24 protein-coding genes, 1 tRNA gene and 2 pseudogenes are annotated in these 25,741 nt (G+C 70.0%); 13 read left to right on the forward strand and 14 right to left on the reverse strand.

Features of this window, described 5'->3' with window-relative positions; all coding sequences use genetic code 11:
- The first annotated feature begins 50 nt into the window (after positions 1-50).
- Positions 51-1,202 carry an ArsA-related P-loop ATPase gene (locus tag QQG74_RS30015; RefSeq protein ID WP_341717989.1) on the forward strand — a complete coding sequence of 384 codons (1,152 nt, stop codon included), beginning with the start codon at positions 51-53 and terminating at the stop codon, positions 1,200-1,202.
- Positions 1,203-1,213: 11 nt separating this feature from the next.
- Here QQG74_RS30015 and QQG74_RS30020 read toward each other — a convergent pair whose 3' ends face one another.
- Positions 1,214-1,537, reverse strand: coding sequence for a WhiB family transcriptional regulator (locus QQG74_RS30020; RefSeq protein WP_341717990.1), 324 nt, complete (start codon positions 1,535-1,537; stop codon positions 1,214-1,216).
- 403 nt (positions 1,538-1,940) lie between these two features.
- Between QQG74_RS30020 and QQG74_RS30025 the strand changes: the two genes are divergently transcribed.
- The gene (locus QQG74_RS30025; protein WP_341717991.1) at positions 1,941-4,391 is read left to right on the forward strand and encodes a transglycosylase domain-containing protein; all 2,451 of its coding nucleotides are present in this window, start codon (positions 1,941-1,943) and stop codon (positions 4,389-4,391) included.
- An 83-nt stretch (positions 4,392-4,474) separates the two neighbouring features.
- Here the strand turns inward: QQG74_RS30025 and QQG74_RS30030 are convergent, their stop codons facing one another.
- Positions 4,475-4,930 carry a GatB/YqeY domain-containing protein gene (locus QQG74_RS30030; protein WP_341717992.1) on the reverse strand — a complete coding sequence of 152 codons (456 nt, stop codon included), beginning with the start codon at positions 4,928-4,930 and terminating at the stop codon, positions 4,475-4,477.
- A gap of 25 nt (positions 4,931-4,955) precedes the next feature.
- On the opposite strand from QQG74_RS30030, the gene QQG74_RS30035 reads away from it, so the two are divergent.
- Both QQG74_RS30035 and QQG74_RS30040 read left to right on the forward strand, forming a co-directional pair.
- On the forward strand, positions 4,956-5,849 hold the full coding sequence (locus QQG74_RS30035) for a metallophosphoesterase (protein WP_341717993.1): 894 nt from the start codon (positions 4,956-4,958) through the stop codon (positions 5,847-5,849).
- Positions 5,850-5,922: 73 nt separating this feature from the next.
- A tRNA-Pro gene (locus tag QQG74_RS30040) sits at positions 5,923-5,999 on the forward strand.
- Between the two features lie 57 nt (positions 6,000-6,056).
- On the opposite strand, the gene QQG74_RS30045 is transcribed toward QQG74_RS30040, so the two are convergent.
- On the reverse strand, positions 6,057-6,182 hold the full coding sequence (locus tag QQG74_RS30045) for a hypothetical protein (protein WP_341717994.1): 126 nt from the start codon (positions 6,180-6,182) through the stop codon (positions 6,057-6,059).
- An 8-nt stretch (positions 6,183-6,190) separates the two neighbouring features.
- Positions 6,191-6,385, reverse strand: a pseudogene (locus QQG74_RS30050) (site-specific integrase); the annotation flags it as partial.
- A gap of 230 nt (positions 6,386-6,615) precedes the next feature.
- Between QQG74_RS30050 and QQG74_RS30055 the strand changes: the two are divergent.
- The 3 genes and pseudogenes from QQG74_RS30055 to QQG74_RS30065 all read left to right on the forward strand — a co-directional run bounded on the left by QQG74_RS30055 (position 6,616) and on the right by QQG74_RS30065 (position 8,916).
- Positions 6,616-7,765: pseudogene (locus QQG74_RS30055) on the forward strand (helix-turn-helix transcriptional regulator).
- Between the two features lie 117 nt (positions 7,766-7,882).
- Positions 7,883-8,458, forward strand: a complete 576-nt coding sequence (locus QQG74_RS30060) for a hypothetical protein (RefSeq protein WP_341717995.1) — start codon at positions 7,883-7,885, stop codon at positions 8,456-8,458.
- A complete protein-coding gene (locus QQG74_RS30065; protein WP_341717996.1) occupies positions 8,455-8,916 on the forward strand; it encodes a hypothetical protein in 462 nt (153 codons plus the stop codon). The genes QQG74_RS30060 and QQG74_RS30065 overlap by 4 nt, the downstream gene beginning before the upstream one ends.
- A gap of 85 nt (positions 8,917-9,001) precedes the next feature.
- On the opposite strand, the gene QQG74_RS30070 is transcribed toward QQG74_RS30065, so the two are convergent.
- From QQG74_RS30070 to QQG74_RS30080, 3 genes are all read right to left on the reverse strand, one after another.
- Entirely contained in the window at positions 9,002-9,232 is a 231-nt protein-coding gene (locus QQG74_RS30070) for a hypothetical protein (RefSeq protein WP_341717997.1), read from the reverse strand.
- 108 nt (positions 9,233-9,340) lie between these two features.
- Positions 9,341-9,799 carry a lamin tail domain-containing protein gene (locus QQG74_RS30075; RefSeq protein ID WP_341717998.1) on the reverse strand — a complete coding sequence of 153 codons (459 nt, stop codon included), beginning with the start codon at positions 9,797-9,799 and terminating at the stop codon, positions 9,341-9,343.
- A 270-nt stretch (positions 9,800-10,069) separates the two neighbouring features.
- Positions 10,070-10,846, reverse strand: a complete 777-nt coding sequence (locus QQG74_RS30080) for a phosphodiesterase (RefSeq protein WP_341717999.1) — start codon at positions 10,844-10,846, stop codon at positions 10,070-10,072.
- Between the two features lie 171 nt (positions 10,847-11,017).
- Between QQG74_RS30080 and QQG74_RS30085 the strand changes: the two genes are divergently transcribed.
- Positions 11,018-12,436: a sensor domain-containing diguanylate cyclase gene (locus QQG74_RS30085; protein WP_341718000.1), complete on the forward strand. Its 1,419-nt coding sequence runs from the start codon at positions 11,018-11,020 to the stop codon at positions 12,434-12,436.
- Here QQG74_RS30085 and QQG74_RS30090 read toward each other — a convergent pair.
- Both QQG74_RS30090 and QQG74_RS30095 read right to left on the reverse strand, forming a co-directional pair.
- Positions 12,433-13,488, reverse strand: a complete 1,056-nt coding sequence (locus QQG74_RS30090; RefSeq protein ID WP_341718001.1) for an aspartate-semialdehyde dehydrogenase — start codon at positions 13,486-13,488, stop codon at positions 12,433-12,435. The two genes, QQG74_RS30085 and QQG74_RS30090, sit on opposite strands and share 4 nt — an antisense overlap.
- A gap of 5 nt (positions 13,489-13,493) precedes the next feature.
- Positions 13,494-14,759 carry an aspartate kinase gene (locus QQG74_RS30095; RefSeq protein WP_341718002.1) on the reverse strand — a complete coding sequence of 422 codons (1,266 nt, stop codon included), beginning with the start codon at positions 14,757-14,759 and terminating at the stop codon, positions 13,494-13,496.
- A gap of 256 nt (positions 14,760-15,015) precedes the next feature.
- Here QQG74_RS30095 and QQG74_RS30100 point away from each other — a divergent pair, with 256 nt between their 5' ends.
- From QQG74_RS30100 to leuA, 3 genes are all read left to right on the forward strand, one after another.
- Positions 15,016-15,960 carry a hypothetical protein gene (locus QQG74_RS30100; protein ID WP_341718003.1) on the forward strand — a complete coding sequence of 315 codons (945 nt, stop codon included), beginning with the start codon at positions 15,016-15,018 and terminating at the stop codon, positions 15,958-15,960.
- Between the two features lie 84 nt (positions 15,961-16,044).
- A complete protein-coding gene (locus QQG74_RS30105) occupies positions 16,045-16,593 on the forward strand; it encodes a nitroreductase family protein (RefSeq protein WP_341718004.1) in 549 nt (182 codons plus the stop codon).
- Between the two features lie 218 nt (positions 16,594-16,811).
- Positions 16,812-18,590 (forward strand): 2-isopropylmalate synthase, encoded by a 1,779-nt coding sequence (gene leuA, locus QQG74_RS30110; protein WP_341718005.1) that lies wholly within the window; start codon positions 16,812-16,814, stop codon positions 18,588-18,590.
- Between the two features lie 45 nt (positions 18,591-18,635).
- On the opposite strand, the gene QQG74_RS30115 is transcribed toward leuA, so the two are convergent.
- Positions 18,636-20,114, reverse strand: coding sequence for an MFS transporter (locus QQG74_RS30115; RefSeq protein ID WP_341718006.1), 1,479 nt, complete (start codon positions 20,112-20,114; stop codon positions 18,636-18,638).
- A gap of 108 nt (positions 20,115-20,222) precedes the next feature.
- Between QQG74_RS30115 and QQG74_RS30120 the strand changes: the two genes are divergently transcribed.
- Positions 20,223-20,885 (forward strand): HNH endonuclease family protein, encoded by a 663-nt coding sequence (locus QQG74_RS30120; RefSeq protein ID WP_341718007.1) that lies wholly within the window; start codon positions 20,223-20,225, stop codon positions 20,883-20,885.
- Positions 20,867-21,319 carry a hypothetical protein gene (locus QQG74_RS30125; RefSeq protein WP_341718008.1) on the forward strand — a complete coding sequence of 151 codons (453 nt, stop codon included), beginning with the start codon at positions 20,867-20,869 and terminating at the stop codon, positions 21,317-21,319. The genes QQG74_RS30120 and QQG74_RS30125 overlap by 19 nt, the downstream gene beginning before the upstream one ends.
- Before the next feature lie 104 nt (positions 21,320-21,423).
- On the opposite strand, the gene QQG74_RS30130 is transcribed toward QQG74_RS30125, so the two are convergent.
- From QQG74_RS30130 to QQG74_RS30145, 4 genes are all read right to left on the reverse strand, one after another.
- Positions 21,424-22,527, reverse strand: a complete 1,104-nt coding sequence (locus tag QQG74_RS30130; RefSeq protein WP_341718009.1) for an oligopeptide/dipeptide ABC transporter ATP-binding protein — start codon at positions 22,525-22,527, stop codon at positions 21,424-21,426.
- Complete coding sequence (locus tag QQG74_RS30135) at positions 22,524-23,639, reverse strand: ABC transporter ATP-binding protein (protein ID WP_341718010.1); 1,116 nt, start codon at positions 23,637-23,639, stop codon at positions 22,524-22,526. The genes QQG74_RS30130 and QQG74_RS30135 overlap by 4 nt, the downstream gene beginning before the upstream one ends.
- A 67-nt stretch (positions 23,640-23,706) precedes the next feature.
- Positions 23,707-24,675 (reverse strand): ABC transporter permease, encoded by a 969-nt coding sequence (locus QQG74_RS30140; protein WP_341718011.1) that lies wholly within the window; start codon positions 24,673-24,675, stop codon positions 23,707-23,709.
- Positions 24,672-25,676, reverse strand: coding sequence for an ABC transporter permease (locus QQG74_RS30145; protein WP_341718012.1), 1,005 nt, complete (start codon positions 25,674-25,676; stop codon positions 24,672-24,674). The genes QQG74_RS30140 and QQG74_RS30145 overlap by 4 nt, the downstream gene beginning before the upstream one ends.
- Positions 25,677-25,741 lie beyond the last annotated feature (65 nt).

Raw genomic sequence — 25,741 nt, forward strand, 5'->3', positions numbered from 1 at the left:
ACACCTGGCGGCAGCCGCACGCGCGGCACCGGTCGGCCCGATACGCTCGATTGGTGCCTTCCGACAACGCCGCGCCGCCGCTGGACGTCGACCAGATCCTGGCCGATCCGGGCGTCCGGATCGTGGTCTGCTGCGGGGCGGGCGGGGTGGGCAAGACGACCACCGCCGCCGCGCTCGCGCTGCGCGCGGCGGAGCAGCACGGACGCCGTACGGTGGTGCTCACCATCGACCCGGCCCGGCGGTTGGCCCAGTCACTCGGGCTGACCGAGCTGGACAACACGCCCCGGCAGGTCAAGGGCATCGACGTCGAGTCCAGCGGCGGCGAGTTGCACGCCATGATGCTCGACATGAAGCGCACCTTCGACGACGTGGTGCTCGCGCACACCGACCCGGCGAAGGCGGCGGAGATTTTCGCGAACCCCTTCTACCAGGCGATGAGTTCCACCTTCTCCGGCACGCAGGAGTACATGGCCATGGAGAAGCTCGGCCAGCTGCACGCGCGGGGCGAGTGGGACCTCATCGTGGTGGACACTCCGCCGTCGCGCTCCGCGCTGGACTTCCTCGACGCGCCGGCCCGACTGTCGCGTTTCCTCGACGGCCGGATGCTGCGCATGCTGCTGGCCCCGGCTCGGACCGGTGGCCGCAGCATGTTCAGCCTGGTCACCGCCTCCTTCGGGATGTTCTCCCGGGTGGTGCAGAAGGTGATCGGTACCCAACTGCTCACCGACCTGTCCGGCTTCGTGGCCGCGCTCGACTCGATGTTCGGCGGGTTCCGGCAGCGCGCGGAGCAGACGTACCGCATCCTCCAGGCGCGCGAGACGGCGTTCCTGCTGGTCGCGGCGCCCGAGCCGGACGCGGTCCGGGAGGCCGCCTACTTCGCCGGCCGGTTGCGTGCGGAGCGGATGCCGCTCGCCGGCCTGGTGCTCAACCGGGTGCACCGCCCGGCGGTACCGGAGTTGACCGCGTCGGAGAGCCGGGCCGCCGCCGACCGGCTGGCCACGGCGGGTGGTCACGAGGGCACCGTCGAGGTGCTGCGGGCCCACGCCACCCTGGCCGAGCAGGCGGTACGCGAACAGCAGGTGGCGGCGCGGTTCACCGAGACATTCCCCCAGGTGCCGACGGTCTCGGTGACGGCGCAGCCCGCCGACGTGCACGACGTCGACGGGCTACGGACGATCGGCGCGGCGATCAGCCGCTCCTGACCGCATCAGCGTCAGGAACTGGTGGTGGCCGCCAGGATCCGGTCCTTACCGGACTTGTCCTTGGCGTTCTTCTTCATCGCTGCCTCGAACATCTTCCGCCAGCTGGTGACCTGCGGGTGACGGCGGAGCAACGCCCGTCGTTCGCGTTCGGTCATGCCACCCCACACGCCGAACTCGATCCGGTTGTCCAGCGCGTCGGCCAGGCACTCGTATCGAACTGGGCAGCTCCGGCAGATCCGTTTCGCCACGTTCTGTTCGGCGCCCTGTACGAACAACGCGTCCGGGTCCCCGTTCTGACACGCCGCCAGTGACGGCCAGTCAGTGATCATGCCCATCTGTACACGTCCCCCCTTGCTTTGCCACCGACGCCGTCGCGGGCCAGCCGGCTGTTTCTCCCCCCGACGTCCGCGCGCCTTACCCCAAGGCAGCACGGACGACATGTGGCGCTGTCGCCGCCCCCATCATGCTCTGTAGTCGCCCGATTACGCAACGTTGTCGGCCAAATCCATCATTTCGGACACTCCCGGCCTCTCGGGCCGGGGACCGCCGCTTACCCCACCGGAGTCCCGGAAAACGCTGCGGGCCGGGCCTCCCGGGGAGGAAACTCGGCCCGGGTTCACGCAACCGGACACCGGTGCCATGCGTCTAGCACAACGAGGACGGCGCGCGCAGGAAATGGGGAAAAGACGCCGCAGCGCCCCTCGTTACCTGTTCGCGTACCCTGACGAGGTGACCTGGATGCGGAAACGTGACCACAACGTCCTGACCAACGCCGCATCGCTACTCATCTGTGGGCTGTTGGCTGGCGTGGTGGTCGCCGCTGCGGCCTTTCCCGCAGTGGCGATGTCGGGCCTGGCCGCGAAGGCCGGCGCGGATACCTTCGGTGCGCTGCCGAAGGAACTGACGATGGCCCGCGCCCCCCAGATCAGTTATCTGCTGGCGAAGGATGCCAAGACACCACTGGCCACGATGTACGACGAGAACCGGCGCGAGGTGAAGCTCGCGGACATCGCGTCGCACATGCAGAAGGCCATCATCGCCGCCGAGGACCACCAGTTCTACGAGCACAACGGGGTCGACCTCAACGGCGTGGCCCGTGCCTTCGTCAACAACAGCTCGGCGACCAACGACCGGCAGGGCGCCTCGACGCTGACCATGCAGTTCGTCCGGATGAGCATCGCGTACTCGGCCACCCACCCGGCCGACGTGATCGCGGCGACCGAGGACACCAGCGCCCGCAAGTTGCGCGAGATGCGGTACGCGCTCCAGGTGGACAAGGAGATGTCCAAGGACGAGATCCTGGAGGCATACCTCAACCTCGCCGCCTTCGGCAACGGCGCGTACGGCGTCTACGCCGCAAGCCAGGTCTACTTCAACAAGAAGCCGAAGGACCTGACGATCGACGAGGCCGCCATGCTGGCCGGCCTGGTCAAGGCACCGAGCTCGTTCGACCCGACCACCGAGAGCGGCTACCCGCAGGCGGTCGCCCGGCGTGACTACGTCATCGACAACATGGTCAAGATCGGCGCGATCACCAAGGAGGAGGGCGAGGCGGCCAAGGCCGTGAAGCTGAAGGTCCGGGACAAGCGGACGCCGAACGGCTGCGTGGCCACCAACAAGAACTCCTGGGGCTTCTTCTGCGACTACTTCTACCGCTGGTGGATGTCGCAGGAGACGTTCGGCTCGACCTCCTACGACCGGGAGCGGCGGCTCAAGAGCGGCGGCTACACGATCGTCACCACGCTCGACAAGCAGGCGCAGGAGGGCGCCGACAAGGCGGTCCGCAAGGCCAAGTCGGTGAACTCCAAGGAAGCCGTGATGGTCGCGGTGGTGGAGCCCGGCACCGGTCGGGTGCGCGCGTTGTCGGTCAACCGGAACTTCAAGCTCGACAACCCGAAGAATCCGAAGAACAAGCCGCACAGCGACCCGAAGCAGCGGAGCAAGGGCAAGCTCGGCAACTACCCGAACACGGTGAACCCCCTGCTCACCGGGGGTGACGGGATCACCGGCTACCAGGCCGGCTCGGTTTTCAAGATCTACACAATCGTGGCCGCGCTGGAGAAGGGCCTCCCGCTCAGCTACCCCATCAACGCGCCGCAGCAGTTCAAGTCCGAGTACATCATCAGCCCCAGCAGCGACGCCGCCTGCCCGGGCACGCACTTCTACTGCCCCACCAACTCGGACAAGAAGCCGGGCGGTGTGAAGGACATGCGCAGCGCCTTCTCCTCCTCGACAAACACCTACTTCGTCCCGCTCCAGCAGCAGGTCGGCGCGGAGAACGTGGTCGACGTGGCCAAGCGCCTGGGCATCCAGTTCCGGGAGAGCGAGGACGCGAACATCGCCAACGACAAGGCGTCCGCGCACCAGTGGGGCGCGTTCACCCTTGGCGTGTCGCAGACCACCCCGCTGGAGCTGGCCAACTCCTACGCGACCCTGGCCGCCGACGGCAAGTACTGCGAGCCGATCCCGGTGCAGGAGATCCGCGACCTGGACGGCAACAAGCTGGACGTGGCCAACCCGCGCTGCGAGAAGCGGTTCAGCACGGACGTGGCCCGGGCGGCCGTCGACGCGGCCCGCTGCCCGGTCGGCGACAACCCCTCCGGCGGCAGCTGCGGCAGCAGCCGTACGGCCGCCGAGGGCCGGGGCATCGTGGGCAAGCCGATCGCCGGCAAGTCCGGCACCACCGACGGCGAGAAGACCGCCTCCCTGGTCGCGATGACCAAGCAGTACGCGGTGGCCGGCATCCTGGCCGACCCGGACTGGCCGCAGACCAACGTCAGGATGAAGCACAAGCCCACGGACGGCATCAACCCGCCGGTCTTCGAGACGCTGCGCGACGCCATGAAGGGCAAGAAGGGGGAGAACTTCGACCCACCCGGGAAGAAGATCTCCGAGGGTGATCAACGCAGCATCCCAGGCGTCCGATGCATAAGCGTCGAACAGGCCAAGCAACGCCTCTCCGGTGCCGGTTTCCAACCGATCGTCTCCGGCAGTCAGATCGCCTCGGAGTGCCCGGCCGGCACCGCCGCCGGCACCAGCCCGAGCGGTCGCACCATCAAGGGTGGCATCGTGACCATCCAGGTCAGCTCCGGCGGTGGTGGCAGCAACAACGGCGGCAACGGAAACGACCGACCCGGCAACGGTCCGCCCAACCCGCCCGGTAGACCCGGCAACGACCGGAACGGCTGAGCCGACAAGCAACTCCGCGAACGGGCGGGCACCCTCGGTGGGTGCCCGCCCGTTCGTTGTCGACAGGTCAGAACCGGTTCACGTCAGAGGCCGAGCTGTCGGCGTACCTCCGAGGCGACCCGGCCCCCCTCGGCCCGGCCGGCCACCGCGGCCTGGGCCGCCTTCATCGCCGGGCCCATCTGCGTCTTGCCGGTGAACCCGCCCTCGGCGAGCGCCCCCGCGACCAGCTCGGTCAGCTCGGCGTCGGAGAGCTGCTTCGGTAGGTAGCGCTCCAGCACCTCACCCTCGGCGGTCTCCTTGGCGGCCTGCTCGGCACGGCCCGCGTCGGCGAAGGCGGTCGCCGCCTCCCGGCGCTTCTTGGCCTCCTTGGTCAGCACGACCAACACCTCGTCGTCGCTGAGCGCCCGCTTGGCCTTGCCGGACACCTCCGCGTTCCCCACGGCGGCCAGGGCCATCCGCAGCGTGGAGGTGGTCAGCTCGTCGCGGGCCTTCAGGGCGGCGCGCATGTCGGCGGTGAGACGGTCCTTCAGCGTGCTCATGGACGGTCAAACTACCCTGATCGGCATGGGAAAGCGCACACTATTCCGGCTCGCGACCGCGACCGTCGCGACGGGCGCCGCCGCGCTGGCGTACGCGGCACTCGTCGAGCGCAACATGTTCACCCTCCGGCGCTTCGATGTCCCGGTGCTGCCCACCGGCACCGAGCCGCTGCGCGTGCTCCACCTCTCCGACCTGCACATGACCCCCAATCAGGTACGCAAGCAGCAGTGGGTGGCGTCGCTGGCTGCCCTCGACCCCGACCTGGTCGTGGTGACCGGGGACAACATGGCCCACCCGGGGGCGGTGCCGGGCGTGCTCCGCGCGCTGCAACCCCTGCTCGACTACCCGGGCGCCTTCGTCTTCGGCTCGAACGACTACACCGGGCCGGTCTGGAAGAACCCGTTCACCTACTTCCTGCCCGACCGCGAGTACCACGAGGGCGTCGAGCTGCCCTACGAGGACCTGCGCGACGTGCTCACCGGGGCCGGCTGGACGGACCTGAACAACCGGCGCAGCCTGGTGAAGGCGGGCGGCCGGACAATCGACATGGCCGGGGTCGACGACCCGCACGTCGAACGGGACGACTACCCCTCGGTGGCCGGCCCGGTCGACACCACGGCGGACCTCTCCATCGCCCTGACCCACTCGCCCGAGCCGGCGCTGCTCGACGAGATGTCCGCCGACGGCTTCGGGTTGCTGCTCGCCGGCCACACCCACGGCGGCCAGGTCTGCGTACCCGGGTTCGGCGCGCTGGTGACCAACTGCGGCCTGCCCAGGTCGATGGCGAAGGGTCTGCACCGCTGGCCCGGCTCGGACTCCTGGCTGCACGTCTCCGCCGGCCTCGGCACCCACCCGACCGCCCCTATCCGCTTCGCCTGCCCCCCGGAGGCCAGCCTGCTCACCCTGATCCCCCGCTGAACCGGCTCGCCTGGCGTCGGGGGTACCGAGTTTGACCATCGGGACGGGTGGGCTACTATTTGTCGGCACGCCTCGGGGTGTGGCGCAGCTTGGTAGCGCGCTTCGTTCGGGACGAAGAGGTCGTCGGTTCGAATCCGGCCACCCCGACCAGGTAAGAGGGCACACCCTATCCGGGTGTGCCCTCTAGTGCTTCCTCAGCACCGGCCGTTACCGCAGGCTCTTCGCCAGGCGCCTGAGCGCGTCGCGGGTGGCGTCCGAGGACGCCTGCGAGTAGATCTCCATCGCGACCGGCACCTCCGAGGAGGTCGACGCGGGCGGGACGGTGCTCGGCACGGTCGACCGTCCTTGCCCTGGGCGCAGCACTGGCAGGTGCGGGCCACCTCGTTGATCCAGGTCTGCACGTCGCGTACCTGGAGCCGGTCGAGCCGCTTCCCGCCGAGGCCGGGGATCACGTACAACCGGAGGAGCGTCTCGTAGGTGGCGCAGGTCAACGGTGCGAGGCTGGGCCGCACGATCTCACGATGCCAATAGGCCAGTTGAAATGCCGCGCGCTATTGCTTCTTATTTGGCTGCCGAGGCAGCGTAAGACGCAATACTTTCTGCTTGAACCCCTGACAGCCACACAGACGATCAAGCGCGTCAGGCTGTTACCGGTGCGAAGACGTGTACCGTCCGAAGTGGCAGCCTGCCGGGGTGGTCGGCGGGGATCTCATTTGACCTGGGAGTGCCGCTGATGCCTCGTCGGCCTATACCTGCTGATCCGTCGATTGGTGATCGTATTCGTGCTCGTCGGGAATTGCGCGGTTGGAGTGTGCGGTACGTGGCGAGTCGGGCGGGAATCTCCCATACTTCGTGGTCGCGGATCGAGCGTGGTCAGCAGCGCACCGACCGGTACATGGTGGTGGATCTGGCGGCGGCTCTTGAGTGTTCGGTGGCGGATCTGACCGGGCAGGCGTATACGCCGGCTGATCGGCAGCTTGATGCGGCTCGCGTCGATGCGGAGCGGGTGTGGCGGGTCATGATGGACACGCCGATGACGAAGCGGTCCGATGCGGCGGCGACCGCGGAGCAGGTGCGCCGTGAGGCGGCGCTCGTGCGTGACCTTTATGGGCGGTGCGATTACGCGGGTGCTCTGCGGCGGCTCACCGATCTGGTGCCAGCGATGCACAGTCTGGCTGATCGGCGGGTGGCGCTGACGGAGATGGTGCCGGTGTATGGCGTGGCGATGGGGTCGCTGCTGAATGTGAGCTTTCCGGCGCACGCATGGCTGGCAGCGGAGCGGTGTGCCGAGGCGGCCGGGTTGCTGGATGATCCGGTGGCGGTCGGGGTCGCGGCTGCGGGATCGGGCGCGGGTGGCGGCCTATTCGGGGGCGTACGGTCCGGCGCGGGCGCTGTGTGACGTCGCGGCTGCTGATCTTGCGGGTAGCGGGGCGGATGGGGCGTTGGACGTGCTCGGGTTCCTGCACCTGGCGCGGGCGCTTCACCTCGGCGGGCTGCGTGACGAGGCCGCTGCGGAGGAGCATCTTGCCGAGGCTGGGCGGATTGCGGCGCACACCGGGGAGACCGAGAGTTGGGATCTCGCCTGGGGGCCACGGAACGTGGCGCTGTGGCTGATGGCGTTCCTGCTCGACACGGGCCGTCCGGAGGCGGCCATAAGAGCGGCAGCAGGTATCGAGTTGGCGGGGCTGCCGGCGGTGCGGCAGGTGTACTTCTGGCTCGACATGGGCCGGGCCGCCGAGGCGGTCGGCCGGGACCGTGATGCCGTACGGATGCTGCTTACTGCGGAGCGGGTCGGCCCGCAGCATGCCCGCTCGTCGGTGTCGGCGCGGGAGGCGGCCCGGTCGTTGCTGCGTAAGGGGACGGCGTCGCCGGAGTTGCGAGGGCTGTGCGAGCGGATGAGCCTGACCGCGCAGTAGTGGTGCGTAAGCGCTCCAACTAGCCTATGCGCTTTCCGTAGCGTCCCGACTACAGCACGCCCGCATATTCATCCCTCTCGGGATCTTTGCAGGCGCGCGGCGGTGCAGCTTGGGCAGGTGTTGCGGGGTTCGGCGCGGGTGCGGTCGGTGTTGCTGGCTGCCGCGTACCGGATCGGTCCTTCGGGTTGTGATGCTGCTGTGGTGGGGGCGGTGTCGTTGTGTGGGGCGTTGGTGGTGCAGGCGGGGTTGGTGGCGGCGCGGTGTGGTGAGGAGCGTGCCAGCGGCGAGTTGTTGGACGAGGCGGCTGAGATGGCGGTGCGGGTGGGGGACGGGTTCGACCTGCATCGGACGGGGTTCGGGCCGACGGCTGTGGAGCTGGCTCGGGTCACCGCTGCGGTCGAGTTGGGTGACGGGTCGGTGGCGGTTGCCCGGCACCGGCAGGCGATCCGCCGGGGCGGGTGGGGGGTGCTGCCGGTCGAGCATCGGGCCGCGTACCTAATCGATGCCGCTCGTGCGTTTCTTCAGGCCGGGGATCCGGCGAACGCGGCGCGGATGCTGCTCAATGCGGAGCGGCTGGCACCGTACGAGATTCGTCGCCGGCCGGTGGGCCGGGAGGTGTTGGCGGAGGTTGCCCGGGATCCGAAGGCTCCGGCGATGATCGCGGAGCTGGCGCTGAGCCTCGGGCTGGTGTGAGCGGTGACCGAGACGGCCCGGTCGCCGGAGTGCTCGCCGACCGCTCGGCCCTGAATGCGTTCTGGGCTGCCCATCGACGGCTCCGCACGGTGCGCGGTGGCCCGATGCCCGGTAGCCTGGGGCGGGTGCGGATCATCGCGGTTCTGGCCGTCTTCATCGTCGTGCTGGCCGCCGTCCTGCTGGTCTCCATGGTCCTGGCGGCCGGCGCCCGACGCCGCCGCCATGCCCTTCAGACGGCCGCCCGCTGGGCGGTACGCCACTACGCCATACCGGGGCGCGGGCACACCGTCGTCGCGGTCGCCCTGACCGACGCGGACGGCCGGATACACAACGAGCACGTGGTCGCGCGCATCCCGGACGGCGCTCAGGACTGGCAGCGCGACTTCATCGCGGCCCGCCAGGAGGCCGAGGAGCGCGCCTTCCACCTCAACAGCGACCGCCCGCCGATCGAGGGCTGAAACCGGGCGCTCACCACCAGCTGGGCCGGTGCGGTCACCAACTGCTGGGCCAGTGCGGTCACCAGCAGCTGCTGGGCCGCTGCGGTCACCACCAGCTGGGGTAGTGCCGCAGCACCCGTTCTGCCGGCTCCGGTGGCTTCGACCGCCGCTCGCGCCACGCGCTGACGATGCCTGGGCCGTACAGCAGGAAGCCGGCACCGATCATGACTGCTGACACCGTCTTGTCCGGCCAGCCGGACCAGAGGCCGATGCCGGCCACGAGCCAGACGAGGACCCCCAGGCCGATCAGCACTGTCCTGAGCCGTGGTCGTCGCATGGCGCCAGCCTAGGGCGGACGCGAAAGGCGGGCCCCCTCGTTAAGAGGGGGCCCTTCCTATGCAAAATCCGTTAACAAGGGCCCCTTCCTTGCACCCTCCTTACACCGTCAGCAGGTGGTGTAGCCCTTGCCCTTCTTCTTCCAGGAGCACTTGTCGATCAGCTTGCCGCTGGCGTTGCGCAGGTAGGCGGTGTCGCCGGTGTTGTTCCAGATGTAGTTGCCCGAGCCCCAGTAGCGGGTGCGGGTGGTGTTGGTCCCCTTGCCGGTACGGATGACCACGCTCTTGCCCTTGGCGAGCTTGAAGTTCCCGGTGAACGTGTAGACGTGGTTGGCCTTGTCGCGCAGCGTCCAGTTCTTCAGATTGATGGTGCGTGCACGCCGGTTGGTCAGCTTCACGTACTCGGCGTTGAGGCTGGCCTTCGAGCGGTTGTCCGCGCCCGGCGAGTCGTAGTAGACCTTCGTGATCTCGATGGCCGGGGTGGCGGCCTGCGCCGGAGCGGCCACCGCCAGCGAACCGCCCACCGCCAGGGTGAACGCAGCCACGATCCCGATGAGTCTTCTCGTCATGCCTGTTACCCCCACTGAAGGCGCCGTGATTCCGGCGCGTCCCCGTCACGCCGACGCGTGACGGAGCGAGGTTAACGACATGGATCGGAAACGTGAACACGTACGCGGTGCACGCCGCCGATTACGGCCACCCGGCCGGAGAACAGCGTCCGGCCGGCCCCGATCCAGCGACCGGTCCGGATGCCTCGGATCGACCCTGGTCCGGGTCGACTGGCCGAAGGTCGCTCCTCGATCACGCCTTCGCCCACCATTGTGACCGAGCGGGTCGGGTCAGAAGCCGCACGTCGGGCCTGCGGTGTGGCTCACCTGAACGGTGTGCGTGACGCAGCCGTTTCCGGTCACCCGGTGCAGCAACAGCGCGGTCGGCTCGGCGAGGAAGTCGACCTGCTCGTCGTTCATGGTCAGGGCGACCTGCCGCCAGGTGCTCGGTGCCACGGTCAGGACCGTACCGGCGAAGGCGGCCGTCACCGGCCGGTGCAGGTGCCCGGCGGCCACGCGTACCACGTGGGGATGCCGGCGGATCACCTCGGCGAGCGCGTCACCGTCGGCGAGCCGGATCGCGTCCATGCCCGGTATGCCTACCTCGACCGGCGGGTGGTGCAGGCAGACCAGCGCCGGCACCTCGGGCCGGGTGGCGAGTACCCGATCGAGCCAGTCGAGTTGCTCGTCGCCGAGCCGCCCGGCGTCCGTGCCGGGCACCAGCGAGTCGAGCACCACAACCGTCGCCCCGGCGTACCCGACCTGGTAGTACGCGGAGAAGCCGGCACCGAGCCACGGTGTGCCGCCGAAGGCGTCAAGCAGTGACTCCCGGTCGTCATGGTTGCCGGTGACCAGGTGCACCGGCAGCGGGAAGCGGCCGAGCACCTCGCGCAGCACGGCGTACTCGTCGGGTCGGCCGTGGTCGGCCAGGTCCCCGGTGATCACCACGCAGTCCGGCCGGGGGTTGAGCGCGAGCACCCGGCCGAGCGCGTGGTGCAGCCCGGCGGCCGGCTCGGCACCGAGCACGCCGGTGGTCAGGTGCGGATCGCTGAGGTGGGCGATGAGCATCGGGCCTCCACTCGACCAGGGATCTCCACGCTAGACCGGCAACCGGCCGGGCGGCATCCACAAGCTGTGGATAGCACATGTGTACGAAGGTCGCCGAACCTGCCGCTGAGTACGCTTGATCAGCGACCCCGGCACCGGCCGGGACCACCCCCGACCTGGAACGACGTGCGAGTGGATCATCAGCGAGTCATCCGTGACAGCACGGCCCGCCTGCCCCTGGCGGCGACCGTCGCCGAGGCGTGCCAGACGACGGTCGACGCCCTCGCCCAGTTCACCCCCGCCACCATCGCCGTCCTGCTGCACGTAAACGATCGGCTCCGGTGTGTCGCCGCCACCGGGTCCTGGCAGGTCTTCGCCACGGTGGCGCCGGACGCCGGGATCGTCGGCCGGGTGCACACCGGGGGCAAGTCGGCCGTCGTGGCGGACGTCACCGCCGACCCCGACCACATCCCGGTACGCCCCGACGTCATCGCCGAGGTGTGCGTACCGGTGCTGGACCCGGCGGGCCGCCCGGTCGGCGTACTCGACCTGCAATGGATCACCCCCGCCGACCTTGCGTGGTGGCGGGCGGTGGCCGAGCGGGTCGCCGCCCGGCTCGGCGCCCGGATCGTGGCCCTCGGCGGCCCGACCGAGAGCCGCAGCGAGAAGCTGCTGCGGCACGCGACGGCGATGACCGCCGCCAGCACCGAACGGGAGCTGCTCTCCGCCGCGATCCGGGCGGCCCGGGACGTGTCCACCCTCGCCGCAGCCGTCCTGGTGCTCTGCGGTCGCAGCGGTCCGCGGCTGGCCACCCCGCCGGTGGCACCCGGCGAGTTGGAGGCCCGGATCCGCGCCGAGCTGACCGAGGCGGGGCCGTCGGCGCTGCGCCGCATCGTCGAGCGGGTCCATCGGTACGGTGCCGGCTACACCCTCGGTGAGGTCGGTCACCCGCCCACCGTCGAACACGAGCCGCTGGTCCGGGCCGGCGTACGCACGCTGGTGGCGGTCCCGGTCGGTCCGGCCGACGGTGGCGCGGTGCTGCTGGTCGCCGACGAACAGCTGCGGCGGCCGGATCCGGCCACGGTCAACCTGATGGAGTTGCTCGCCGGTCAGGCGTGGAGTTGCCTGGACCGGCTGCGCACCCTGGACCGGCTGCGCGAACAGGCCAGCTCCGATCCGCTCACCGGGTTGCGGCACACCGGCCCGTTCGGGCAACGGATCGCCCATGCGACCCCCGGCCGCACCGCGCTGCTGGCGATCGACGTGGACGGCTTCAAGAGCGTCAACGACACGTACGGCCACCAGGCGGGTGACCTGGTGCTTATCGGTCTGGCCCGGGCCCTGGAGGGCGCGCTGCGCCAGGGTGACGAGTTGTACCGGATCGGCGGCGACGAGTTCGTCGCGGTGATCGAGGTGAGCCGGCCCGAGGAGGCCGTCCGGGTCGCCGAGCGGCTCACCGAGGCGGCCCGCCGGATCGGCCGGACGATAAGCGTCGGCGTCGCCCTCCCCCGCCCCGGAGAGTCTCCCGAGCTGACCCTACGCCGCGCCGACCAGGCCCTTTACGCGGTCAAGCGCCAGGGTCGCGACGGCGTCCACCTCTCCGCCGCCTAGCTGAGGTCCTTGGCGAGCAGTTCGGCGATCTGGGCGGCGTTGAGGGCTGCGCCCTTGCGCAGGTTGTCGCCGGTGACGAAGAAGTCAAGCGCACGCGGGTCGTCGAGGGCGCGGCGAATCCGGCCGACCCAGGAGGGATCCGTGCCGACCGCGTCGATGGGCATCGGGAACTCCCCGGCCGCCGGATCGTCGACCACGATCACCCCGGGAGCGTTGCGGAGCACCTCGCGGGCTCCGTCGACGTCGATCTCGGTGGCGAAGACCGCGTGCACCGCGACCGAGTGGCCGGTCAACACCGGCACCCGTACGCAGGTGGCGGAGACCTTGAGGTCGGGCATCCCGAGGATCTTGCGCGACTCGTCGCGCAGCTTCATCTCCTCCGACGACCAGCCGCCGTCGGTCAGCGCGCCGGCCCACGGCACCACGTTGAGCGCCAGCGGGGCGGGGAACGGGCCGAGGTCGTCACCGACCGCCTGCCGCACGTCGCCGGTACGCGAACCGAGCATCCGGTCGCCGGCCACCTTTGTCAGCTGGTTGTGCAGGGTGTCCGCGCCGGCCTGCCCCGCGCCGGAAACCGCCTGGTACGAGGCGAGTACCAGCTCACGCAGGCCGTACTCGTAGTGCAGCGGAGCAACCGCAATGATCATCGCGAGGGTGGTGCAGTTCGCGCTGGCGACGATGCCCCGTGGCCGGTCACCCACCTGCTCGGGATTGATCTCCGGCACCACCAGCGGCACGTCCCGGTCCATCCGGAAGGCGCCGGAGTTGTCCACCACGACCGCGCCCCGGCGTACCGCGACCGGCGCCCAACGCGCGGCGACCTCGTCCGGTACGTCGAACATCGCGACGTCCACCCCGTCGAGCGCCTCCTCGGTAAGCGCCTGGACGGTCAACTCCTCGCCCCGGCACCGCACCTTCCGCCCGACCGACCGCTCGGAGGCCAGCAGGCGAATCTCGCCCCAGACGTTGCGGCGCCCGGTGAGCAGCTCGCACATCACCGCCCCGACGGCTCCCGTCGCCCCGACCACGGCCAGGGTGGGCAGCCTGGCCACGGACGCTACCGCCCCGTTCCCGCGTACACCACGGCTTCGGTGTCACCGCCAAGGTCGAACGCCTCGTGGATGGCGCGGACCGCCGCGTCGAGGTCGGAGTCCCGGCAGACCACGGAGACCCGGATCTCCGAGGTGGAGATCATTTCGATGTTCACCCCGGCCTGGCCCAGCGCCGCGAAGAAACCAGCGGCCACTCCCGGATGCGACCGCATCCCGGCACCGATCAGCGAGACCTTACCGACGTGGTCGTCGTAGAGCAGGCCCTTGAAGTTGACCACTTCCTGGATCTTGCTGAGCGCACTCATCGCGGTGGGGCCGTCGGTCTTCGGCAGGGTGAAGGAGATGTCCGTGCGTCCGGTGCCCTCGGTGGAGACGTTCTGCACGATCATGTCGATGTTGATCTCGGCGTCCGCGACGGTGTCGAAGATCCGTGCCGCAGCGCCCGGCTCGTCGGGCACCCCGACGATCGTGATCTTGGCCTCGCTGCGGTCGTGGGCCACTCCGGTGATCAGTGCCTGCTCCACAGGAAGCTCCTCCATCGATCCGGTGACCATGGTGCCGGTGTTTGTCGAGTATGACGAACGGACGTGGATCGGCAGCCCTGCCCGGCGCGCGTATTCCACGCTGCGCAGGTGCAGCACCTTCGCGCCGCAGGCGGCCAGTTCCAGCATCTCCTCGTAGGTGATCTTCTTGATGTGCCGGGCGTTTGGCACGATGCGCGGGTCGGCGGTGAAAACGCCGTCCACGTCGGTGTAGATCTCGCAGACGTCCGCCTGGAGCGCGGCGGCCAACGCCACGGCGGTGGTGTCAGATCCGCCCCGGCCGAGCGTGGTGACGTCCTTGGTGTCCTGCGAGACACCCTGGAACCCGGCCACGATCACCACGGCACCCTCATCCAGCGCCCCCTTGAGCCGCCCCGGGGTGACGTCGATGATCCGCGCCCTGCCGTGCACCGAGGTGGTGATCACACCCGCCTGCGAGCCGGTGAAGGACCGGGCCTCGTAGCCCAGGTTGTGAATCGCCATGGCGAGCAGTGCCATGGAGATCCGCTCCCCGGCGGTGAGCAGCATGTCCAGTTCCCGGCCGGGCGGCAGCGGACTCACCTGATTGGCCAGGTCGAGCAGCTCATCAGTGGTGTCGCCCATCGCGGAAACCACGACGACCACGTCGTCGCCGGCTTTGCGGGCCGCGACGATCCGTTCGGCCACCCGCTTGATCCGCTCCGCGTTGGCGACGGAGGATCCGCCGTACTTCTGCACCACGAGTGCCACGACGGCGCACTCCCTCCCGGTTGCCCTGAGCGTGCCGACACCGTCGGCACTCAGGCTTGAGCGTGCCGACGCCGCCGGCACCGGGGCCGGCGGCGCGGGTCGGACGACCTCAGGGTATCGGGCCGGTCTGACCGCCGGGTCAGGTGATCCCACGATCCGGCCCGCCCGGCGGCCGAAGGTGGCCCGCGACACGCCGGAAACGTCGGCGTCCGGCGAGGGGTGTCCGGAAGCGGTCCGCAACGCCGAGAATGACCGGGTGTCCGACCACCGTCCCGCCCGGCACTGCCCCGCCCCGCTCGCCCTCGCCGGCGAGGTGCCCACCCGGGTCCCGCACGACCGGGTGCTGCCCACTCGGCTCGCGCACGCCCTGTCCGTAGCGTTCGTGCTCGCGCTGCCCGTGTTCTTCGCCGGCTGCTCCGCCGACCCGCCCGCCGACCCGGCGCCGCCACCGAGCACCGCGCCCCGGCCGGCGGGGCTGGAGGCGGCCCGCGACGAGTTGGCCGCGCTCGCCGCCGCCGCCCAGGATCGGCACCTGGTCGCCCGCTACACCTGGCAGGTCGACCAGGCCACCGCCCGCCTGATCACGGTGACCAGCGCCAACGATGACAGTTGGCGGGTGGACATACCGGGCGGCGCACTCGGCGGCACGGCGGACATCTCGCTCGCCGCGACGGCCGACGGACTGTTCCAGTGTGCGTTGCCCTCGGTGGACCGGCCGCAGCCGGCGAGTTGCGTACGCCTCGGCGACCGGGACGACACCCTGCCGCGCCGGCTCGATCCCCGGGTGCAGCATCCGTTCACCGACTGGTTGGACGTGCTGACCGACCGCCGCGCCCCGCTCTCCGTCTCGCCGGCCATGGCACCGCCCGGGGCGACCGGCTCCTGCTACTCGGTGGAGACCACTGCGGCCTCCATCAACCCGCCGCTGGACGTCGGGATCTACTGCTTCGACGCCGACGGGACCCCGACTGCGGTACGCGCCGCCTTCGGCACGCTGACGTTGGCCGCACCGCCCGAAGCCGCCCCGGCCACGGTGCAGTTGGCCGGGCCGGTGACCGACGGGGAACCGCTCGGCATGACGGCACCGCCGGTGGACCCGTGGGACTCGGGCGCCCCCGCCGACCCGGGAGCTCCCGGCGACGCACGGGCACCGACGGACGGCCAGCCCGGCGGCCCGGAGCCGAGCACCGGAACGCCCTGACCACGTGTTGCGTTACGGGTGTCGTTGCCCACACCCGGCCACCCCGCCGGGCCGGTCAAATCGCCCATACGGGACTGTTTACCCATGACGGACCTCACCCCGCTGCTTGCCTTCCGCTGGAGCCCGCGGTCCTTCGACCCGGGCGCCGAGTTGAGCCGGACCGAAGCGGCGACGCTGCTGGAGGCCGCCCGGTGGGCGCCCTCGATCGACAACCGGCAGCCCTGGCGGTTCGCCCTCGGGCATCGCGACGACGACACCTTCAAACGGATCCTGGTCAACCTGCTCCCCGCCGACCAACGCTGGGCCGGCCGCGCCAGCATGCTGCTGCTCGCCGCGTACGCCCGGACCGGCCACCCGTTCGCGGCGTACGACCTGGGCCAGGCGGTGGCTCACCTGACCGTGCAGGCCACCGCACTCGGACTGCACGTACGCCAACTGACCGACATCGACCACGCCGGCCTGACCGCCGACCTCGACCTGCCCCCCGAGTTGCGACCGTACGTGGTGGTCGCGGTCGGGCAACTGGGCGATCCACTGAGCCTTCCGGCCGACCTGGTGGCCGACGAGACCGCGTTACGCCACCGACGCCCCCTTGCCGAACTCATGCTGAGCTGCGCGGACGCGGGGCAGTGACCGAAGGGCGCGAATTCCGTCTCAAAGTCCGGACCCGGCTTCCCAGAACCCGTCCCATCACGTAGTGTCACTCTGTCATGTGGCAGGCGTACCTTCTCCTTGGTCGCCGCGACGGGGCCTGACGGCCGGCACCTCGTCGCGGAGTTGAACCGCGCCGCCAGCACAGTCCCGGATCCTTCCGCTCGGCATCCGCTGCCGACATCCACTGCTGACGTCACATGACCCAGGAGAACTCCGCCATGGCCCACCCAGCCGGCACCACCGACGTTGCGTCCGATTCCATCGCCCGGCAGCGTCCCAGCCGGATGCCCTTCCGCCGGTACCAGCCGTACCAGCAGCAGTTCCGGATCGACCTGCCGGACCGCACCTGGCCCACCCGCCACGTGACGGCTGCGCCGCGCTGGTGCGCGGTCGACCTGCGCGACGGCAACCAGGCGCTGATCGACCCGATGTCGCCGGAGCGCAAGCGGCGGATGTTCCAGCTCCTGGTCCAGATGGGCTACAAGGAGATCGAGGTCGGTTTCCCGTCGGCCAGCCAGACCGACTTCGACTTCGTCCGGCAGCTGATCGAGCAGGATCTGATCCCCGAGGACGTCACCATCCAGGTGCTGACCCAGTGTCGGGAACATTTGATCGACCGGACCTTCTCCGCGCTGCGCGGGGCGCGTCGGGCGATCGTGCACTTCTACAACTCCACCTCGACGCTACAGCGCCGGGTGGTGTTCGGGCTGGACCGCGACGGCATCACCGACATCGCCACCAGCGGGGCCCGGCTCTGCCAGAAGTACGCCGAGATCCACACCCCGGACACCGAGATCCTTTACGAGTACTCGCCCGAGTCCTACACCGGCACGGAGCTGGAGTACGCGCTTGAGGTCTGCACGAAGGTCATCGAGGTGATCGACCCGACACCGGACCGCAAGCTGATCATCAACCTGCCGGCCACCGTCGAGATGGCCATGCCGAACGTGTACGCCGACTCGATCGAGTGGATGCACCGGCACCTGCCCCGCCGGGACAGCCTGGTGCTCAGCCTGCACCCGCACAACGACCGGGGCACCGGGGTGGCCGCCGCCGAGCTGGGGCTGCTGGCCGGCGCCGACCGGATCGAGGGCTGCCTGTTCGGCAACGGCGAACGCACCGGCAACGTCGACCTGGTCACGCTGGGCCTGAACCTCTTCTCCCAGGGCATCGACCCGATGATCGACTTCTCCGACATCGACGAGATCAAGCGGGCCGTGGAGTACTGCAACCAGCTGCCCGTGCACGAGCGTCACCCGTACGCCGGTGACCTGGTCTACACCGCCTTCTCCGGCTCCCACCAGGACGCCATCAACAAGGGCTTCACCGCGCTCGCCGCCGACGCGGCGGCGGCCGGCGTACCTGTCGACGAGTTCACCTGGGCCGTGCCCTACCTGCCGATCGACCCGAAGGACCTGGGCCGCAGCTACGAGGCGGTGATCCGGGTCAACTCGCAGTCGGGCAAGGGCGGCGTCGCGTACATCATGAAGACCGAGCACCAGCTCGACCTGCCGCGCCGGCTCCAGATCGAGTTCTCCGGGGTGGTGCAGCAGGTCACCGACCACGACGGCGGCGAGGTCGACCCGGCCGCCATGTGGCAGATCTTCGCCCGCCACTACCTGCTCGACCACCAGAGCGACCCGAGGGTCACCCTGGCCGACTACACGATCGGCACCGCCGACGGCAAGGTGGAGATCACCGCACGGGTCGGCGTCTCCGGTCAGCAGCACACCGTCACCGCCATCGGCAACGGTCCCATCGACGCCTACGTCAACGCGCTGGCCGCGACCGGGGTGGCCGTACGCGTGCTCGACTACCACGAGCACGCGCTCTCCTCCGGCGGCGACGCCCAGGCCGCCGCGTACGTCGAGTGCCAGGTCGGTGACCGTACCGTCTGGGGCGTCGGCATGGACGCCAACATCGTCACCGCCTCCATCAAGGCGGTAACCAGCGCCGTGAACCGCGCCGCGGGTTAAGGAAGGGCCCCTTCTTAACGCCTCGTGTATAGCAGGGGCCCCCTTTTAACAGTCCGACTGTTGAACGGGGGCCCCGCTACGTTTTTGTGGTGACCGACGGGCGGGACGGTGCACGAGCAAGGCAGCGGTCGCCGCCCCCACCAGCAGCAGCCCGGCGCACCAGAGCAGGGCACCCCGGTACGCGGTGGTCAGTTCCGCGCGTTGCTCGTACCCGGTGCCGGAGAGCCCGACCAACAGCGGCAGCGCGGCCACCGCCAGCAGGCCACCGACCCGGGAGGCGGCGTTGTTGAAACCGCTCGCCACCCCGGCGAAGCGGTCGGCGACGGCGGCCAGCACGGAGGCGGTCAGCGGCGCCACCACCATGGTCAGCCCGGCTCCGAAGATCGCCACGCCGGGCAACACCGACCAGTACGACGCGCCCGGCCCGACCCCGCGCAGCATCAGCAGACCGGCGGCGGCCAGTACCGGCCCGACGGTCAGCAGCAGCCGTGGCCCGATCTTCGCCGAGAGTGCACCGGCACCGGGCGAGCCGACCAGCAGCAGCACGGTCATCGGCAGCAGGGCCAGCCCGGTGCGGAAGGCCGACCAGCCGACCACGTTCTGGAGATAGACGGCGAAGAAGAAGGTGAACCCGCTGAGTGCGGCGTAGACCAACACGGTGAAGACGTTCAGCACCGAGAACAACCGGCTACCGAAGAGCCCGGTGGGCAGCATCGCGGTCTCGCCACGGCGCCGTTCCACGAACACGAACACCACTGCGGCGAGCACCGCGACCACGGCCGCCAGCACCACCGGCAGCGAGTGCAGGCCCCGGCCGGGGGCGTCGACCAGGGCGTACGTGACACCGGCCAGGGCGAGCGCACCCAGCAACGCACCGGCCACGTCGAAGCGGCGCGCTCCTCGGCCCGCTTCCCGGGTACGGGAGACGGTCTCGTCCCGGCTCTCCGGCACCCAGCGGACGGTGGCCAGCAGCACCAGCCCGGCCAACGGGACGTTCAGGAAGAAGATCCAGCGCCAGGAGAGCGCGTCGATCAGCCAGCCGCCGATGAACGGGCCGAGCGCGGTGGAAACGCCGGAGAGGCCCGACCAGGCGCCGATCGCCTTCGCCCGGTCATCGGGATGGAAGGTGGATTGCAGCAGCGACAGCGAGCCCGGGGTGAGCAGGGCCCCGCCGGCACCCTGGAGGAAGCGTGCCGCCACCAACCAGTCGGTACGCAGGGCCAGCCCGCAGAGCACCGAGGCGACCGTGAACCAGACCACTCCGATCAGGAAGATCCGCCGCCGACCGAACCGGTCGCCGAGCGCCCCGCCGAGCAGCACGAACGCCGCGAGCGTGAGCAGGTAGCCGTTGACCGTCCACTGTAGGCCCGCCACGGACGCGCCGAGGTCGGCACCGAGCCGGGGCAGCGCCACGTTGACCACGGTGGTATCCAGGAACACCATGCCGGATGCGAGTACGGCGGCAGCGAGGGTGCCCCGACCGGCGGCCGTTCCCAGCCGGACCGCGGAGGCTCGTTCGGACATGCCTTCCAATCTGCCGTGCGGCATGTGCCAGACACCGCGAAACGCCGAAACCGCGCCCGGGTACTGTGCGGGATCGCCGTAAGCCCGCAAGCTGGAGAGGTGTCGTCTGTGCGTACCAGATTAGGACCTCGCGCCCTGGGGGCGCTCGCGCTCGTCGCGGCGCTCACCCTCGGCGCGGCCGGGTGTGTGCCGTTGGAGGAGCCGGAGGAACTGCCGAGCAGCAGCGACGGCGGCTCCATCACCCAGATGCTCTCCGAGCTCACCGTGGCCGAAGCCGGCGCCATGCGCGGCTACAGCCGCAGCCGATTCCCGCACTGGCGCAAGACCGGCCAGAACTGCGATGTGCGGGACACCGTGCTGGAGCGCGACGGCAAGGACATCAAGCACTCCGGCTGCAACGTGGTGGGCGGGCGGTGGGAGAGCGTCTACGACGGACGCAGCTTCACCGATCCGTCCAGTGTGGATATCGATCACATGGTGCCGCTCGCCAACGCCTGGCGCTCCGGCGCTGACGAATGGGACGACTCGAAGCGCGGCGATTTCGCCAACGACCTGGACCGGCCGCAGCTCTTCGCGGTTTCCGCCTCCTCCAATCGGGCAAAGGGTGACCAGGATCCGTCCCAGTGGAAACCACCAAACCGGTCATACTGGTGCCAGTATGCCGGCGACTGGGTGGCCGTGAAGCATCACTGGCAGCTGACGGTGACCAGTGCCGAAAAGGCCACGCTTACCGACATGTTGGAGGGCTGCACATGGGAGAGCAAGCCGTAACCGGCTCCGGCGACGCTCCGGCGTCCGAGGGAACGCCGGCGGCTGGCGCAAGCGACGCCGCACCGGCCGCCGGCAGCCCACCAGTCGGGCCGGCCACGGCCGGCATGACCGCGGACGGTGCCCCCGCCGGCGAGGTGGAGGTGCCGGGCGCCGGGATGACTGCCGACGCCGGGGGCGCCACCGGGCCGCAGAGCCGGACCACCGACATCGTGCCGGGGCCGGGCGGGGTGATGACCGACGAGGTCGGGGTGGTGACCGGCGAACTGACGCTGCGCACCGAGTTCGCCGACGGCCAGGTCACCCTCCGCGTGCAGTACAAGGACGCCGACGAGTGGTACGCGGTCACCGGCGGCACCGCGCCGCTGGATGACGCCGCCGGGTTGGACGCGGTGCACAGCATCGCCGTCGGCCTGCTGAACCGTCCCGAGGGCTGAGCGTTCCTGCGCCGCAGATGCGCAGGGCGCTCAGCCCTGTACCGTCCTGCACGTGTTAAAAGGGGGCCCTTCCTCTACCGCAGGCGTTAAGAGGGGGCCCTTCCTTACACGAAGGAGCCGGGTTCGCTGGGGGCGGAGACGACGTCGGGCTCCTCGCCCTCACCCGCCGGGCGGACGATTTCCACCTGCACCTTGTGCGGGCGCAACTCGCCGCTGGCGATCTGCTCGGCGAAGTGGCAGGCGACCCGGCTCTCGCCGATCTCGCGCAGCGCCGGGCGCTCGTCGGCGCAGCGCGTCGGCTGCGCCCACGGACACCGGGTGTGGAAGCGGCAACCGGCCGGCGGGTTGGCCGGCGAGGGCAGATCCCCGGCGAGCAGGATGCGCTCCCGACGGTCCTCCACGTCCGGGTCCGGCACCGGCACCGCCGACATCAGCGCCCGGGTGTACGGGTGCAGCGGCTCGGTGTAGAGCCGGTCGCTCGGCGCCTCCTCGACCAGGCCGCCCAGGTACATCACGCCGACGGTGTCGGAGATGTGCCGGACCACCGCCAGGTCGTGCGCGATCACCAGGTAGGTCAGGCCGAGATTCTGCTGGAGCTCGTCGAGCAGATTGATCACCTGGGCCTGGATCGACACGTCCAGGGCGGAGACCGGTTCGTCGGCGACGATCAGCTCCGGCCCGAGCACCAGCGCACGGGCGATGCCGATGCGCTGTCGCTGGCCGCCGGAGAACTCGTGCGGATAGCGGGAGAGCGCCCAGCGGGGCAGGCCGACCTTGTCCAGCGTCTCGGCGATGATCTTCCGGCGTTCGTCCCGGTTGCCGCCGATGCCGTGCGTGTGCAGGCCCTCGGTGAGGATCGACTCGACGTTCTGCCGCGGGTCGAGGCTGGACATCGGATCCTGGAAGATCATCTGCATCCGCCTGCGCATCGCGCGCAGCTTGCCGGCCGGCAGCGTGGTCAGCTCGACTCCGTCGAAGCTCACCGCACCCGTGGTGGGCGGGGTGAGTTGGAGCAGCGCCCGTCCGAACGTGGACTTGCCGCAGCCCGACTCGCCCACCAGGCCGTACGTCTTGCCGCGGGGAATCTTCAGGTCCACGCCGTCGACCGCCTTGACGTGGCCGACCGTACGGTCGAACAACACGCCCCGCTTGATCGGGAAGTGCACCTTCAGATCGCGTACCTCGACGAGGACGTCGTTCTCGGTCACGGCGTCTCCTCCTCGCTGGGGGCGGGGGCCAGGCCCGGCACGGCCGGCGGATCGTCGGGAACCGCCTGCGCGGGCACGGTGCCCGGCTCGGCCCGTCCCGCCACGGTCTCCCGGATCTCCTCGCCGGGCCGCAGGCCGGGTATGGGAGCCGGGTTGACGCAGCGGTAGCTGCGACCGTCGTGGGCGAGCACCAGTTGCGGCGGCTCGCCCACGCAGGCGTCCACCCGGCGGGTGCAACGCGGCGCGAAGGCACAGCCGTCCGGCCAGGGCAGCAGGTCCCGCACCGAGCCGGGGATGGGGGTGAGCGGCTCACCGCGCCCGGTGTCCAGGCGCGGCACCGAGCCGAGCAACCCGACGGTGTACGGGTGCCTCGGCTCGCGGAACAGCGGGCGCCGCCGTGCCGTCTCGACCACCCGGCCGCCGTAGAGCACGTTGATCGAGTCGCACATCCCGGCCACCACGCCCAGGTCGTGCGTGATCATCACGAGCGCGGTGCCGGAGTCCCGGACCAGGTCCTTCAACAGTTCCAGGATCTGCGCCTGGATGGTGACGTCCAACGCCGTGGTCGGTTCGTCGGCGATCAGCAGTCGGGGCTGGCAGGCCACCGCCATGGCGATCAGGGCGCGCTGGCGCATCCCACCGGAGAGCTGGTGCGGGTACTCCTTGAGCCGGCGCTTCGGGTCGGGAATACCGACCCGGTCGAGCAGTCGGGCCGCCTCCTTCGCCGCCGCGTCGCCCTTCATGCCCCGGTGCCGGGTCAGCACCTCGGTCACCTGGAGGCCGATCGGGACCACCGGGTTGAGCGACGACAACGGGTCCTGGAAGATCATCGCGACGTCCCGGCCCCGGATGTCCCGCCGCGCCCGGTCGTCGAGTTGGAGCAGGTCGGTGCCGTCGAACAGCGCCTTGCCGGCCACCCGCAGGCCGGGCTGCTTCGGCAGCAGCCCCATGATGGCCAGCGAGGTCACCGACTTGCCGCAGCCGGACTCGCCGACCAGGCCGACCACCTCACCGGCGTCCACCGAGAACGACACCCCGTCGACCGCGCGCACGGTGCGCTGACCGCGCCGGGCGAAGGTGACGGAGAGGTCGTCCACTTCGAGCAGTGCCATTACCGACCCTCCGTTCGCGACTGCCGGGCTCGCAGGCGTACTCCTTGCGCTTCACACATGTTGGCGCCTACTTCCGCAGCTTCGGGTCGAGAGCTTCCCGCATCGCCTCGCCGAGCAGCGTGAAGCCCAGTGCGGTGATGATGATCGCGACCGCGGGGTAGATGGCCAGCGCGGGTCGGATGCCGAGCCACGGTTGCGCGTCGGCCAACATCACCCCCCACTCCGGTACGGCCGAGTCGGGGTTACCCAGACCGAGGTACGACAGCGCGGCGGCCTCGATGATCGCGGTGGCCAGCGTCAGCGTGGCCTGCACGATGACCGGGGCGAGCGAGTTCGGCAGCACGTGCGCCAGCGCGATCTTCGACTTGCGTACGCCGAGCGAGGTGGCCGCCAGCACGTAGTCGCTGTTGGACTGGGCGATCATCGAGCCGCGCAGCAGCCGGGCGAAGACCGGCACCGAGACCATACCGACGGCGATCATCACGGTGATCAGGCTTGGCCCGAGCAACGCGGCGATGCTTACCGCGAGCAGCAGGCTCGGCATCGCCAGCAGCATGTCGATGAAGCGCATCAGGGTGCTGTCCACCCAGCGGCCCCACCGGCCGCCGAGACCGGCGGCGGCACCGGCCAAGCCACCGATCAACGCGCCGATCGCCAAACCGATCATGGTGGCCACCACGCCGACCAGCAGGGTCTGCCGGGCTCCGACGATCATCCGGCTGAAGACGTCCCGGCCCTGGTGGTCGTAACCGAGCCAGTGTTCGGCGGAGTGGCCCGGGATCAGACCCTGGCCTACCTTGACGACGCCCTCGCGGATGCCCATGGTGTCCGTCGGTCCGTACGGCACGAGGAACGGTCCGACGATGGCGACCAGTACGAAGATGGACAGGATCACCGCGCCGACGATGGCCGCCGGGTTGCGCCGGAGCCGGCGGAAGGCGTCCTGCCAGAGGCTGACGCCGCGCTCCTCGTCGCGGGCGGCGAGTTCGGCGAGACGGTCGATCTTCTCGCGCTTCTTCCCGCTGATGATCGTCATCGGACCCTCACCCTCGGGTCGATCAGGCTGTAGGAGAGGTCCACGATCAGGTTCACCAGCACGTAGACCACCGCGATGATCATGATGAAGCCCATCAGGACCGGATAGTCGCGCTGACTGATGGAGTCGGCGAGGAAGGCGCCGATGCCGCTGAACGCGAAGACGGTTTCGGTGAGCACCGCGCCGGAGAGCAGACCGCCGGTGAGCAGACCGATCGAGGTCGCCACCGGGAGCATCGCGTTACGCAGCACGTGCCGGCGACGGACCACGTTCTCGGTCAGGCCCTTGGCCTCGGCGGTCCGGACGAAGTCCTCGTTGAGCACCTCCAGCACGCTGGCCCGGGTGATCCGCACGATGATCGCCAACGGGATGCTGGCCAGCGCCAGACCGGGTAGGACGAGATGCCAGAGGGCATCGGCGGCGGCGTCCCACTCCCGGGTCATCAGTCCGTCCAGGACGAAGAAGTTGGTGATCCGGGTGGCGCCGATTGTCGGATCCTGCCGGCCGCTGGACGGGAACCAGCCCAGGTTCTCCGAGAAGATCGCCTTGAGGATGTACGCCAGGAAGAAGACCGGGATGCAGATGCCGATAAGCGAACCGCCGACCGAGAGGTGATCCAGCAGCCGGCCGCGACGGCGGGCGGCGAGGTAACCCAGCGGGATGCCGATGCCGATCGCGATCACCATCGCGGTGATCGTCAGCTCTACGGTGCCGGGGAAGCGCTGGAGGAACTCGGTGGTCACCTCGCGCTTGGTCGAGATCGAGGTGCCCAGGTCGAGCCGGATCATCCGCCGGACGAACCGGCCGTACTGGATCAGAATCGGCTCGTCGAGGCCGAGATTCTGGCGGATCTCGGCCCGCATCTCGGGCGTACCCCGCTCACCGAGGATCGCGGTCTCGGGGCCGCCGGGCAGCCGGCGGAGCCAGATGAACAACAGGATGGAGAGCCCGAACAGCGTGGGTATCAGCTGGAGCAGGCGTCTGACGATGAACCGGATCACGGCGGCCTCGAGGGTGTGCAGGGGATCGCGGGCGGGCGCTGTGGGTAACAGCGCCCGCCCGCGGT

The sequence above is a fragment of the Micromonospora sp. FIMYZ51 genome (genome assembly GCF_038246755.1).
GTDB lineage: Bacteria > Actinomycetota > Actinomycetes > Mycobacteriales > Micromonosporaceae > Micromonospora.

Coding starts and splice junctions, on each gene's coding strand:
- QQG74_RS30135 (WP_341718010.1), bottom strand. CDS start 23,639: ATGGCACTGCTCGAAGTGGACGACCTCTCCGTCACCTTCGCCCGGCGC.
- QQG74_RS30080 (WP_341717999.1), bottom strand. CDS start 10,846: ATGCTCATCGCCCACCTCAGCGATCCGCACCTGACCACCGGCGTGCTC.
- QQG74_RS30025 (WP_341717991.1), top strand. CDS start 1,941: ATGCGGAAACGTGACCACAACGTCCTGACCAACGCCGCATCGCTACTC.
- QQG74_RS30105 (WP_341718004.1), top strand. CDS start 16,045: ATGACGGACCTCACCCCGCTGCTTGCCTTCCGCTGGAGCCCGCGGTCC.
- QQG74_RS30030 (WP_341717992.1), bottom strand. CDS start 4,930: ATGAGCACGCTGAAGGACCGTCTCACCGCCGACATGCGCGCCGCCCTG.
- QQG74_RS30115 (WP_341718006.1), bottom strand. CDS start 20,114: ATGTCCGAACGAGCCTCCGCGGTCCGGCTGGGAACGGCCGCCGGTCGG.
- leuA (WP_341718005.1), top strand. CDS start 16,812: ATGACCCAGGAGAACTCCGCCATGGCCCACCCAGCCGGCACCACCGAC.
- QQG74_RS30020 (WP_341717990.1), bottom strand. CDS start 1,537: ATGGGCATGATCACTGACTGGCCGTCACTGGCGGCGTGTCAGAACGGG.
- QQG74_RS30035 (WP_341717993.1), top strand. CDS start 4,956: ATGGGAAAGCGCACACTATTCCGGCTCGCGACCGCGACCGTCGCGACG.
- QQG74_RS30075 (WP_341717998.1), bottom strand. CDS start 9,799: ATGACGAGAAGACTCATCGGGATCGTGGCTGCGTTCACCCTGGCGGTG.
- QQG74_RS30070 (WP_341717997.1), bottom strand. CDS start 9,232: ATGCGACGACCACGGCTCAGGACAGTGCTGATCGGCCTGGGGGTCCTC.
- QQG74_RS30125 (WP_341718008.1), top strand. CDS start 20,867: ATGGGAGAGCAAGCCGTAACCGGCTCCGGCGACGCTCCGGCGTCCGAG.
- QQG74_RS30140 (WP_341718011.1), bottom strand. CDS start 24,675: ATGACGATCATCAGCGGGAAGAAGCGCGAGAAGATCGACCGTCTCGCC.